This is a genomic window from Streptomyces sp. NPDC046870 (assembly GCF_040704595.1).
Classification (GTDB): domain Bacteria; phylum Actinomycetota; class Actinomycetes; order Streptomycetales; family Streptomycetaceae; genus Streptomyces; species Streptomyces argyrophylli.
In genome coordinates this window covers 268,675-280,856 of the sequence record NZ_JBEYXM010000005.1, presented here as the reverse complement: position 1 = coordinate 280,856, position 12,182 = coordinate 268,675, and the positions used below count along the sequence as shown (strand labels likewise).

General features: G+C 72.9%; 11 protein-coding genes. 8 read left to right on the top strand and 3 right to left on the bottom strand.

What is annotated here, in order from left to right:
• Positions 1–43: 43 nt before the first annotated feature.
• The 3 genes from AB0946_RS14575 to AB0946_RS14565 are packed head-to-tail and all read right to left on the bottom strand — an operon-like array spanning position 44 to position 2,788.
• Positions 44–235: a ferredoxin gene (locus tag AB0946_RS14575; RefSeq protein WP_366760921.1), complete on the bottom strand. Its 192-nt coding sequence runs from the start codon at positions 233–235 to the stop codon at positions 44–46.
• Positions 236–261: 26 nt separating this feature from the next.
• Positions 262–1,497 (bottom strand): cytochrome P450, encoded by a 1,236-nt coding sequence (locus tag AB0946_RS14570; RefSeq protein ID WP_366760920.1) that lies wholly within the window; start codon positions 1,495–1,497, stop codon positions 262–264.
• A gap of 58 nt (positions 1,498–1,555) precedes the next feature.
• Positions 1,556–2,788, bottom strand: coding sequence for a cytochrome P450 (locus AB0946_RS14565; protein WP_366761097.1), 1,233 nt, complete (start codon positions 2,786–2,788; stop codon positions 1,556–1,558).
• A gap of 1,160 nt (positions 2,789–3,948) precedes the next feature.
• On the opposite strand from AB0946_RS14565, the gene AB0946_RS14560 reads away from it, so the two are divergent.
• The 8 genes from AB0946_RS14560 to AB0946_RS14525 are packed head-to-tail and all read left to right on the top strand — an operon-like array spanning position 3,949 to position 12,178.
• A complete protein-coding gene (locus AB0946_RS14560; RefSeq protein ID WP_366760919.1) occupies positions 3,949–4,845 on the top strand; it encodes a proline iminopeptidase-family hydrolase in 897 nt (298 codons plus the stop codon).
• 37 nt (positions 4,846–4,882) lie between these two features.
• On the top strand, positions 4,883–5,818 hold the full coding sequence (locus tag AB0946_RS14555; RefSeq protein WP_366760918.1) for an acyltransferase domain-containing protein: 936 nt from the start codon (positions 4,883–4,885) through the stop codon (positions 5,816–5,818).
• Between the two features lie 24 nt (positions 5,819–5,842).
• Positions 5,843–6,094, top strand: coding sequence for a phosphopantetheine-binding protein (locus AB0946_RS14550; protein ID WP_059255999.1), 252 nt, complete (start codon positions 5,843–5,845; stop codon positions 6,092–6,094).
• 25 nt (positions 6,095–6,119) lie between these two features.
• Positions 6,120–7,682, top strand: coding sequence for an amino acid adenylation domain-containing protein (locus AB0946_RS14545; protein WP_366761096.1), 1,563 nt, complete (start codon positions 6,120–6,122; stop codon positions 7,680–7,682).
• On the top strand, positions 7,679–9,205 hold the full coding sequence (locus tag AB0946_RS14540) for an AMP-binding protein (RefSeq protein WP_366760917.1): 1,527 nt from the start codon (positions 7,679–7,681) through the stop codon (positions 9,203–9,205). The genes AB0946_RS14545 and AB0946_RS14540 overlap by 4 nt, the downstream gene beginning before the upstream one ends.
• Positions 9,202–10,440, top strand: coding sequence for a type III PLP-dependent enzyme (locus tag AB0946_RS14535; protein ID WP_366760916.1), 1,239 nt, complete (start codon positions 9,202–9,204; stop codon positions 10,438–10,440). The genes AB0946_RS14540 and AB0946_RS14535 overlap by 4 nt, the downstream gene beginning before the upstream one ends.
• Positions 10,440–10,892, top strand: a complete 453-nt coding sequence (locus AB0946_RS14530; protein WP_366760915.1) for a cobalamin-dependent protein — start codon at positions 10,440–10,442, stop codon at positions 10,890–10,892. The genes AB0946_RS14535 and AB0946_RS14530 overlap by 1 nt, the downstream gene beginning before the upstream one ends.
• The gene (locus AB0946_RS14525; protein WP_366760914.1) at positions 10,889–12,178 is read left to right on the top strand and encodes a methylaspartate mutase; all 1,290 of its coding nucleotides are present in this window, start codon (positions 10,889–10,891) and stop codon (positions 12,176–12,178) included. The genes AB0946_RS14530 and AB0946_RS14525 overlap by 4 nt, the downstream gene beginning before the upstream one ends.
• Positions 12,179–12,182: the final 4 nt, after the last annotated feature.

The following is a 12,182-nucleotide window of genomic DNA, read 5'->3' as shown; positions in this document are numbered from 1 at the left end:
AGGTGGCAGCCACCTCCGAGGCCCGCGCCGTACCGGCGGACGCTCAGCCGTGCACGCGGATCGACTGCGCCGGGCACAGGTCGGCGGCCTGGTGGACCGCCTCGTGGTGATCCGCGGCCGGCTCCTCCCGCAGCACCAGGACGAGGCCGTCGTCGTCCTGGTCGAACACCTCGGGGCTGAGCATCGCGCACTGGCCCGAGCCCACGCACCGGTCCCGGTCGGCGGTGACACGCATGAGGGGGACTCCGTTCGGGTCGGCCGTCACCAGGTGACGGGGAGTTCGTAGACGCCGTAGACCATGGCGTCGTCCTTGAAGCGCAGTTCCTCCGGCTCGGCCGCCAGCCGCAGTCCCGGGACGCGGCGCAGCAGCGTGCCGTAGACCGTCTCCAGCTCCACCCGGGCCAGGTTGGCGCCGATGCACTGGTGGATGCCGTAGCCGAAGGCCAGGTGGCTGCGGGCCTCCTTGCGGCGGATGTCGAGGGTGCCCGGGTCGGGGAAGACGGACTCGTCGTGGTTGGCGGCGTTGTTCAGGGCGAGGATGCCCTCACCGGCGCGGATGGTGACGCCGCCGACCTCGATGTCCGCCACCGCCACCCGTGCCGTGCCGGAGTCCGAGATGGAGAACACCCGCAGCAGTTCCTCGATGGCGTTGGGCAGGAGCGCGGGGTCGTCCCGCAGCGCCGCCATCTGCTCGGGGTGCTGGAGCAGGGCCAGCACCCCCAGGGCGATCATGTTCGCCGTCGTCTCATGGCCGCCGACCAGCATCAGCCGGGCCATCGTCACCACGTCGGCGTGGTCGGCGACCTGCTCCGTGCGGTTCTTCTCCAGGAACCGGCTGATGAGGTCGTCGCCCGGCTCGTTCTCCTTGAGGGTGACGAGCTTGTCGAGGTACGTGTCCAGGGCCTGCACCGCCGCCCCGTACTCCGCCGGGCTCAGATCGTGGTTCATCATCGCCGCCGACCACTCCTCGAACTGCGCGTGGTCCTCGTAGGGCACGCCGAGCAGTTCGCAGATGACGAGGGACGGCACCGGCAGCGCGAGCGCGGTGACCAGGTCCACCGGGCCCCCCTTCGCCAGCATCGCGTCCACGTGCTCGTCCACGATCTGCTGGATGCGCGGGCGCAGCTCCTTCACCCGCCGCGCGGTGAACTCCGGTATGAGCATGCGCCGTTGGGCGGTGTGCTCCGGCGGGTCCATGTTGAGCATCATGAGCCGGACCTGCGCCAGCATCTCCTCGGGGATGTGGAACTGGTGCGGGTAGCCCGGCAGTTTCAGGTTGGAGCTCACCCGGCTGTCGCCCAGCACCTGCCGGACGTCCTCGTGCCGGGTGACCAGCCAGGCCGGCTTGCCGTTCACCTTCAGCGCGGCACGCGAGACGGGGTCGTCCGCGCGCATCCGGGCGTACTCGCGCGGCTCGCTGAACGGGCAGGTGCGCCGCATCGGGAACCGCGGGAGCGGCTCGTCCGTCTCGGGCAGGGCGTCGGCGGACTGGGTCATGGCTGCCTTTCGGAACGTGTCGGTGACGGAAGCGGGGTACGGGGGCGGGGTCGCGGTGTCACCAGGTGACGGGCAGCTCGTACAGGCCGTAGACGATCGCGTCGTCCTTGAACCTCAGCTCCTCGACCGGGGCGGCCAGGCGCAGCGTGGGCACGCGCCGCAGGAGCGTCGAGTACACGACGTCCAGTTCCATGCGCGCCAGGTTCTGCCCGATGCACTGGTGGACGCCGTAGCCGAACGCGAGGTGGCTGCGGGCCTCGCGCCGCACGTCGAGCCGGTCGGGGTCGGGGAACACGCGCTCGTCGTGGTTGGCCGCGTTGTTCAGCGGCAGGATGCCCTCGCCGGCCCGGATGGTCACCTCGCCCAGCTCGATGTCCTCCAGGGCGACCCGGGCGGTGCCCGCGTCGGAGATGGAGAAGAAGCGCAGCAGCTCCTCCACCGCCTTCGGCATCAGCTCGGGCTCCTCGCGCAGGGCCGCGAGCTGGTCGGGGTGCTCCAGCAGGGCCAGCACACCCAGGGCGATCATGTTGGCGGTGGTCTCGTGCCCGGTGACCAGCATCAGCTTGGACATGCTGACGATGTCGGAGTGCTCCACCGCCGGTGTCTGCCGGTTGAACTCGATCAGCCGGCTGATCATGTCGTCGCCGGGCTCGTTCTCCTTGGCGGTGACCAGCCCGTCCACGTACCGGTCGAGCTCGTAGTGCGCGAGGCCTCGGTCCTCGTCGCTGATGTCGTGGTTCATGATGGCCCACGCCCACTCCTCGAACCGGCCGTGGTCCTCGTAGGGCACGCCGAGCAGTTCGCAGATGACGAGGGACGGCACCGGCAGGGCCAGCGCGGTGACCAGGTCGACCGGACCGTCCGCGCCCTTGGCGAGCATCTGGTCGATCTGCTGGTCCACGATCTGCTGCACCCGGCCGCGCAGCTCGCGCATCCTGCGGACGCTGAACTCCGGTGCCAGCATGCGGCGTTGCACGGTGTGGTCCGGCGGGTCCATGGAGAGGAAGGTCAGCGGCACCGACTGGAGCGTCTCCTCCGGGACCGGCACCTGGAGGGGATATCCGGGCAGCTTCAGATTGGCGCTGACCCGGGAGTCGCCCAGGATCTTCTTGTACAGGTCGTGGCGGGTGACCAGCCAGGCGGGCTTGCCGTTCACCTTCAGCCGGGCCCGGGAGACCGGCTCGGTCTCGCGCAGCCCGGAGTAGGCGGCCGGCGGGCTGAAGGGGCAGGCCCGCCGCATCGGGAACTCCGGCAGCGCGGCCCCGTCGGCCGGTTCGGCAGGTGCAGTCATCATGTCCTCATCGCACGGAGGGAGCGGGACACGCCGGTATCGGAGCGGGTCCGGGCCCGGCGCCGGTGCGGCGCTGTCAGCCGCCCCTCGCACGCTAAGCAGCCACGACCGGGGCCCCAACCCCTAGGCGCCCCTAGGCACCGCTGCCCGTGACATGCGGGTGCGCGCGACGACACCCAGGGCCGGGGACGGCCGCGGCTCCTGGTGACGGGAGCCGCCGAGGGCGCCCATGCCGCTGGCCGGTGAGCCATTCGAGTGGGTGGTGGGCGCGGCCGGTGTGGGCGAGCTCGCCGCCGGTGGTGGTGCCGGTCGTAGGCGAAGGCGGACGCGCTGCGTGTGGGTGAGGTTGTCGGCGTGGGGGAGGCGGGTGCGCTTCGTGTGGGCGAGCTTGCCGCCGTGAGCTAGGCGGGCCCTTCCGTGTGGCGAGGTTGTCGGCGTGGGGAGGCGGGTGCGCTGCGGGTGCGGGGTGGATGCCTTCCGTGTGGGCGAGCTTGCCGCCGTGAGCTAGGCGGGCCCTTCCGTGTGGCGAGGTTGTCGGCGTGGGGGAGGGGGGTGCGCTGCGGGTGGGTGGGGTGGACGCCTTCCGTGTGGGCGAGCTTGCCGCCGTGAGCTAGGCGGGCCCTTCCGTGTGGCGAGGTTGTCGGCGTGGGGGAGGCGGGTGCGCTCCGGGTGGGCGAGTGGACGCCTTCCGGGTGGGCGAGGTTGCCGCCGTGGTGGAGGCGGACGCCTTCCGGGTGGGCGAGGTCGCCGCCGTGGCGGGGCACATGCGGCCCGTGGGCGTGAGCCTGCCGCCGGTGGGGTACCGGCCGTGGGCAGGGTGGGCCCCCCGGCGGGCGGCGTCCCGGCCGGGGCGCACGTCCCCGCGCTCACCTCGCCGCTCGTCCGGCCGCGCGGAGCCGCAAGCACGCCGCGGCTCGCGGCCGGGCCGTGGCCCCACCGCCCGCCGACCCCTAGACGCCGCCTCCCGGACGGCCCCCGCCTAGGGGCGGCTAGGGGTCCGGCGGCGGCACGGCGGCGGTTAGCGTCGGCTGCGGAACACGGGCAGAGACACGGCGCACCGGACGGGGGCACGGACCCCGCCGCCCCGGCTCTCCCGGTCCCGGCCGGCGTCCCGTCCCCGGCCGCCGCCGAAGTCCCGCAGCCGAGCAGAGGTGATCAGCGTGTCCCCGGATCCCAGCGCGAAGGGCACCGTCCCCTTCGGGGAGTACCGGACCTGGTACCGGGTGACCGGTGAACTCGGCGCGGGACGCCCGGCGGTCGTCGCCGTGCACGGCGGCCCCGGCAGCACCCACGACTACCTGCTGCCGCTGGCCAGGCTCGCCGAGGACGGCTGGCCCGTCGTCCACTACGACCAGCTCGGCAACGGCGGATCCACCCATCTGCCCGACAAGGGCGCCGAGTTCTGGACCGTCGAGCTGTTCGAGAGGGAACTCGCCAACCTGATCGAGCAGTTGGGAATCGGCGACGACTACGTGCTGTTCGGCCAGTCCTGGGGCGGCCCCCTGTGCGCCCGGCACGCCATGACCGCCCCGGCCGGACTGCGCGGACTGGTCATCGCCAACGCGCCCGCCTCGTACCCCGTCTGGCTCCAGGAGATGGCCCGCCTGCGCGCCGAGCTGCCGCCGGACGTGCAGGAGGCGCTGCTGCGGCACGAGGCCGCCGGCACCTACGACAGCGAGGAGTACCTGGCCGCGATGCGGGTCTTCTACGACCGCCACGTGTGCCGCGTGACGCCCTGGCCCCGGGACTTCCTGTCCTCCTTCATGGAGATCTACAACGACCCGACCGTCTACTACGCCATGAACGGACCCAACGAGTTCCATGTCATCGGTTCGCTCAAGGACTGGTCGATCGTCGAAGACCTGCACCGCGTCCGCACGCCGACCCTGCTGATCAGCGGTCGCCACGACGAGGCCACGCCGGCCGTCGTCCAGCCGTACCACGACGGCATCCCCGGAGCGCGCTGGGAGATCTTCGAGGAGTCCAGCCACCTCCCCCACCTGGAGGAACCGGAACGGTTCTTCGAAGTGATGACCGACTTCCTCAAGAGCCTCTGACATCCACGCGTCCGTGAAAGGGGGCGGAGAACCCGCCATGGCACACGACACCGCGCTCGTCTTCCCCGGCATGGGCCCCGTCCCGTTCGCCGAGGTCGGCAGGTTCATGGTGGCCAACCCCTTCGCCCGGGACCTGGTCGACGTCGCCGACGAGGCGCTCGGCTACTCGCTCGTGGACGCCTTCCGGACCTCCCCGGGCGACTACTCCGAGGCCGCCCAGGTCGCCTTCCTCGTCAACTGCCTGGCCTGCGCCCACTGGGCCCGGGACCACCTCGGCGTGGAACCCGGCATCGTCGCCGGGCCCAGCTTCGGCGAGAAGGCCGCCCTCGCCTGGTCCGGCGCCCTGGAGCTGCCCGACGCGATCCGGCTGACCGCCGAGATCGCCCGCTGCCTGGAGGAGTACTTCGCCGAGGAGCACCAGGACAAGGTCACCCTGTCCTTCGTCCGCGCCCCCCGCGACGGACTCGACGCGATCCTCGCCGACCTCGACGCGGCGGGGGAGTGGCACGAGATCTCCTGCCACGTCGACGACGGCTTCTACATGGTCTCCCTGTCCGAGCACCGCGTGGAGTGGATGCAGGAGCGGCTGCGCGCCATCGGCAGCCTCCCGCTGTACACCATGCGGCCCCCCATGCACGCGTCGGCCTTCCGCCCCCTGCGCGACAAGGCCGCGCGCGAGGTGGTGTCCCGCTACACCTTCGCCGACCCCGAGCTGCCCGTCGTCGCCGACCAGGACGGCAGGCTGCTGCGCACCGGCGAGGAACTGCGCACCATGCTGCTCGACGGCTTCGACCACGCGATGAACTGGCCGAGCGTCACCACGGCCCTCAAGGACGCGGGCGTCCGCCGCGTGTGCGTCGCCGGGCCCGACAGCCTCTTCGGCCGGGTCCCCAGCACGACCCGCCAGTTCGACGTCGTCGCCGCGCAGCCGCGGCTGGCGATGACCCCCCGGCGCCGCTCGCGCGCCGCCTGACCCCCCGACACGTTGGAGGCACCCATGTGGGACGACCGGTTCGAACAGATACTCCGCCCCTTCCTGCCGTTCCTTCCGCCGCAGGAGGAGCTGACGCCGGAATCCGACCTGAAGGACCTCGGCCTGGACTCCCTCGGCACCGTCCAGCTCCTCGGCACGCTGGAGGAGGACTACCAGGTCCGCTTCCGCGACAGCGCGCTGACCATGGACACCTTCCGCACCGCCGGCGTGCTGTGGGACACCGTGCGCGGCATGCTCCAGAGCACCGCGAGCTGACGGGACGGCCACCGTGCACCCCACCATGGACGGCACGCTGTCCGGCCGGTTCGCGCGCGGCCTCGCCCTCGCCCCGGACCGGCCCGCGCTGCGCGCCGACGGCGTCGAGCTCACCTACCGCGAACTGCACGAGCGCGCCCTGCTGCTGGCCGGCTCGCTGCTGGCCGGGCTCCCCGGGCGGCAGCGAGCCGTGGGGGTCCTCGCCGGCAAGGGACCCACGGCGTACGCGGCCCTGCTGGCCGGCCTGTACAGCGGCGTCACCGTCGTACCCCTCCAGCCGGCCTTCCCCGCCGCCCGCACCCGGCAGATGATCGAGGCCGCCGGGGTCGGCGCGCTGCTCGCCGACGACGACGCCCTGCCCGCCCTGACCGCGCTGCACGAGGCCGGGGTCACCCTGCCGACCCTGTTCGCGCCCGGCGGGCACCCCATGCCGGCACTCGCCGTCGACCCGGACAGCGCCCTGAAGGCGCCCCTGCCGGCCCGGCCCTCCGACATCGCCTACGTGCTGTTCACCTCCGGCTCCACCGGCCGGCCCAAGGGCGTTCCGGTCACCCACGCCAACACCGCGCACTACTTCCGCCTGCTCGACGAGCGCTACGACTTCGGGCCGCACGACGTCTTCTCGCAGACCTTCGACCTCAATTTCGACTGCGCGATGTTCGACCTGTTCTGCGCCTGGGGCGCCGGCGCCGCCGTCGTACCGGTCCCGGCGCGGGCGTACGCGCGCCTGCCGGAGTTCGTGGCCGAGCAGCGGATGACCGTGTGGTTCTCCACGCCCAGCGCGATCACCCTGGCGCGCCGCACCGGCGGACTCGGGCCGGGCGCGCTGCCGTCGCTGCGGTGGAGCTTCTTCGCGGGGGAGGCGCTCAGCTGCAAGGACGCCGAGGACTGGGCCGCCGCCGCACCGGGCGCCACCCTGGAGAACCTGTACGGCCCCACCGAGCTCACCATCACCGTCACCGCGCACCGCTGGACGCCGGGCCGCTACCCGAACGACATGGTGCCCATCGGCGCCGTCCACCCCGGCCACGCGACGCTGCTGCTGGACCCCTCCGGCGCGCCCACCGCCCGGGACGAGGGCGAACTGTGCGTCGCCGGACCCCAGCTGACCCCCGGTTACCTCGACCCGGCCGACGACACCGGACGGTTCCTGGAACACGACGGCCACCGCTTCTACCGCACCGGCGACCGCGTCCGGCGGGCCGGTGACGGCGGCTGGATCTACCTGGGCCGCCAGGACGCCCAGGTCCAGGTGCACGGGGTGCGGGTGGAACTCGCCGAGGTGGACGCCGCCGTGCGCACCTGCCCGGGCGTCGAGGACGCCGTGACCGTGGCGGTGCCCGTGGACGGCACGGTGGAGCTGGCCGTCTTCCACACCGGCGAGCCCGTGCCCCCGGCCCGGCTCGCCCGGCACCTGCGGGAGCTGCTGCCCGCCGGGGTCGTCCCGCGCGCCTTCCACCACCTGGACGCGCTCCCGCTCAACTCCAACCGCAAGACCGACCGCAGGAAGCTCGCCTCCCAGGCCACGGCCATGCGGCAGACCACCGGGGCGGGACGCACACACGAAAGGCGGCAGGAGTCGCAGTGAACGGTCAACCCACAGCCCAGGCCCGTACCGACGCCCGGGTCCACGACCTGCTCGACGAGGCCACCGCCGAGCGCCCCGACGCCCCGGCGGTCACCGACGGCACGGGCCGCTGGACCTACCGGGAACTCGCCGCCCACAGCCACGCCGTCGACGCCTGGCTGGAGGAGCGCGGCATCGGCCACGGCGACCGGGTCCTCGTCCAGCTGCCCAGCACCCGCGAACTGGTCGCGCTGCTGTACGGCACCGCGCGCCGGGGCGCCGTCCTGGTCCCCGTCAACACCGGCATGAAGGACTACCACCTGCGGTCGGTCGCCGAGAACGCCGACCCCGCGCTGGTCGTCGTCAGCGACCCGGCCGTCGACCGGATCACCGCCCTCGCCGGCGGCGTCCCGGTCCTCGGCCTCGGCGAGGCGTGGCGGGAGATCACCGCGCTGCGGGTGCGGGGCGCCCGCTCCGGCGGAGCGGACGTCGACCCCGAGGACATCGCCGTCCTCGTCTACACCTCCGGCTCCACCGCCGCGCCGAAGGCCGTCATCTGCCCGCACGGCCGGATGGTCTTCGCCACCGAGGCCATCAACCTGGAACTCGGCTACCGCCCCGACGACGTGGTGTTCTGCCGTTTCCCCATCTCCTGGGACTACGGCCTGTACAAGGTGCTGCTCACCGCGGCCGGCCGCTGCGAGATCGTGCTCGCCGACGGCGAGTCCGACCTGGTGCTGCTGCGCCGCATCCGCGAGAGCGGCGCCACCATCGTGCCCATCGTGCCGTCCCTGGCCACCATGATCTGCGCCCTCGCCGAACGCGAAACCGGCCGGGAGTCCCGGGTGCGCATGTTCACCAACACCGGTGCCGCGCTGCCGAAGTCCGCCGCCGACGGGCTGCGCACCGCGTTCCCGGGTGCCGAGGTGATCATCCAGTTCGGGCAGACCGAGTGCAAGCGCGTCTCCGTGCTGCCGCCCGCCCACCAGGACGCCAGACCGGACTCGGTCGGCCGTCCGCTGCCCGGCACCCGCGCCTTCGTCGTGGACGACGAGGGCAACGCGCTGCCGCCCTGGCAGACCGGCGAGATCGTGGTCGAGGGGCCGCACGTCATGCCCGGCTACTGGCGCGCGCCCGAACAGACCGCACGCGCCTTCCGGCCCGCGCCCGGCGGCGGACTGCGGCTGCACACCGGCGACTTCGGCCATGTGGACGAGGACGGCTTCCTGTACTACGAGGGCCGCCGCGACGACATGTTCAAGCACAAGGGCGTGCGCATGAGCACCACCGAGATCGAGAGCGCCGCCACCGACGTCCCCGGCGTCCGCGCCGCCGCCGTCCTGCCGCCCGCCCCCGGCCGCGACCTCGCGGTGTTCGCCGAGGGCGACATCGACCCGCACACCCTGCTGAAGGAGCTGTCCCTGCGGCTTGAGCCCGCCAAGGTGCCCGGCGTGAGCCGCGTCGTGGCCGAGCTGCCGCTGACCCCGCACGGCAAGCACGACCGCAAGCAGCTCGCCCGTCTCCTGGAAGGAACCACCCCGTGACCGGCCTCACCGAGCTGGCCGAACGCTTCGGCACCCCGTCCTACGTGTACGACCTGGACCGGGTGGCGGCGGCCCGCGACGACCTGTTCGCCGCGCTGCCCGACGAGGTCGAGGTGTTCTACGCCGCCAAGGCCAACCCGCACCCCGAACTGCTGCGCGAGCTGCGCTCCGGCGGCACCCGCGGCTGCCGCGTCGAGATCAGCTCCGTCGGCGAACTCGACGCGGCCCTGCGGGCCGGCTTCCCCGGCGACCGGATCCTCTACACCGGCCCCGGCAAGACCACCGGGGAACTGACCGAGGCGCTGACGCGCGGTGTCCGCCTGTTCTCCACCGAGTCCTACGGCGACCTGTGCCGCGTCGGCGAGAGCGCGCTCGGACTCGGCGTCACCGCCGACTGCCTGATCCGGGTCAACAACGCCACCGGCGCCGCCGCCACCAGCATCCGCATGACCGGCGTCCCCTCGCAGTTCGGCTTCGACAGCGAGACCCTGCCCGGCCTCGCCGCCGCACTGCGCGAGGTACCCGGCACCAGCATCGCCGGGCTCCACTTCTTCCCGCTGAGCAACGCCAAGGACGAGGCCAGCCTCGTCGCCGAGTTCCGCCACACCGTCGCCACCGCCGCCGCCCTCCAGGACGCCCTCGGCGTCAGCTTCCGCCTCCTCGACATCGGCGGCGGGTTCGCCGCGCCCTACGCGGTGCAGGGCGAGCGGCCCGTCTACGGCGGGCTCCGCGACGCCCTGGCCGAGGCACTGGACGAGCACTTCCCCGGCTGGCGGGACGGCGCACCGCAGATCGCCTGCGAGTCCGGCCGCTACCTGGTCGCCGACAGCGGCACGCTGCTGACCTCCGTCGTCAACGTCAAGGACAGCCGCGACACCCGCTACCTCGTCCTCGACGCCGGCATCAACACCTTCGGCGGCATGTCCGGACTCGGCCGCATCCTGCCCGTGTCCGTCGAGCCGTACGAGTCCGTCGGCGCGGACGGCACCCCGGCGAGCCTCGCCGGACCCCTGTGCACCCCGGGCGACCTGCTCGGCCGGAACGTCCCGCTGCCCGAGCTCGCACCGGGCGACCTGCTCACCGTGCCCAACGCCGGCGCCTACGGCCCCACGGCCAGCCTGCTGATGTTCCTCGGCCGGCCCGCTCCCGCCGAGATCGTCGTCCGCGGTGACGCCCTCGTCTCCGTCTCCCGCATCCAGCACACCCGCACCTACGACCACGGACAGGCCCTGTGATGAGCCCCTTCCCGACCGCCCCCGCCCCCGGCGACCAGCCCGTGCTCGTGGCCGGCGGCATCTCCGACTCCCACACCTGGAACCTCGTCTACCTCCAGCTCCTCCTGGAGGAGCACGGGCACCGCGTGGTCAACCTCGGCCCCTGCGTCCCGGAGGACCTGCTCATCACCGAGGCCCTCGCGCACCGCCCGGCCCTCATCGTGATCAGCAGCGTCAACGGCCACGGCTACCACGACGGCATGCGCACCGTCACCCGGCTGCGCGAACGCCCGGAGCTCGCCGGTGTGCCCGCCGTCATCGGCGGCAAGCTCGGCATCGCCGGCCCCTGCGGCGACGACGAGGTGGCCGCGCTGCGCGCCGCCGGCTACGACGCGGTGTTCGACGACAGCGCCGAGGGCGTCGCCGCCTTCCGGCGGATGCTCGACACGCTGCCGCAGCGGGCCCTGGTGTGACCGGCGTCGGGTTCGGCGCGTTCGTGCGCCGGGCTCACGACGCCGGCCACCTGGTGGTCCAGCCCCGGATGGGGATGAGCAGCCCGGCACGGATGCGGGCCGGGCTGCTCGCCACCCGGAGCGCCGCGGCGACCACCGTCGGCACGATCACCCTGGACAGCTACACCCGGGTCGGCGACCTGGAGTCGGCCGAACTGGCCGTCCTGGAGGGTGTCGCCCTCAACGGCTACCCGATCGTGAGCCACGAGACGACCACGACCCTGAGCGTCCTCGAAGGGATCCACGGACCCGACTTCCCGGTCCAGGTCCGGCACGGCTCGGCCGCGCCGCAGGACATCTTCCGGGCGCTGACGGCCGTCGGACTCGACGCCTCCGAGGGCGGACCGGTCTCCTACTGCCTGCCCTACGGCCGGGTCCCGCTGCGCGAGTCCGTCGCCCACTGGGCCGTCTCCTGCGAACTGCTCGCCGCACAGCGGGAGTCGGGCGGCGAACCACACCTGGAGACCTTCGGCGGCTGCGTCCTCGGCCAGCTCTGCCCGCCCGCCCTGCTCGTCGCGGTCAGCGTGCTGGAGGCACTGTTCTTCCGCCGGCACGGCATCCGCAGCATTTCCGTGAGTTACGCCCAGCAGACCGACCCGGGCCAGGACGCCGAGGCCGTGGCCGCGTTGCGCAGCCTATGCGCGCGACTGCTTCCGGACACCGAATGGCACGTCGTCGTCTACGCCTACATGGGGCTGTTCCCGGAAACCGAGCAAGGCGCCTACCGGCTGCTCGGAAAAGCGGCCGAACTCGCCGTCGCCAGCGGCTCCGAACGGCTCATCGTGAAAACCGTCGCGGAATCCCGCCGCATTCCGTCGATCGCGGAGAACGTCGCCGCCCTCGAATACGCCGCGGCCGTCGCGGCGCGCACGCCCCGCACCCCGCTCGACGGCACCGCCACCCAGACCTACGCCGAGGCGTCGGCCCTGGTGAACGCCGTGCTGGAGCTGGACGACGACCTCGGCGCCGCGCTGCTCACGGCGTTCGCCAGGGGATATCTCGACGTTCCCTACTGTCTGCATCCGGACAACGCCGGATTCAGCCGGAGTTACATCGCCGCGGACGGCCGGCTGTGCTGGGCCGACATCGGCAGGATGCCGCTGAACGGCGTCGCCGACGTACGCCCGGCCCGGGCCATCACCTCCACGGACCTGCTCGACTCGCTGTCCTATGTGCGCCGTTCGTTCGACCGGCACCACCCCGGGGACAGATGGCCGGTCGAGCTGCCGGCCCCTAGGGGTGCTTAAGGGT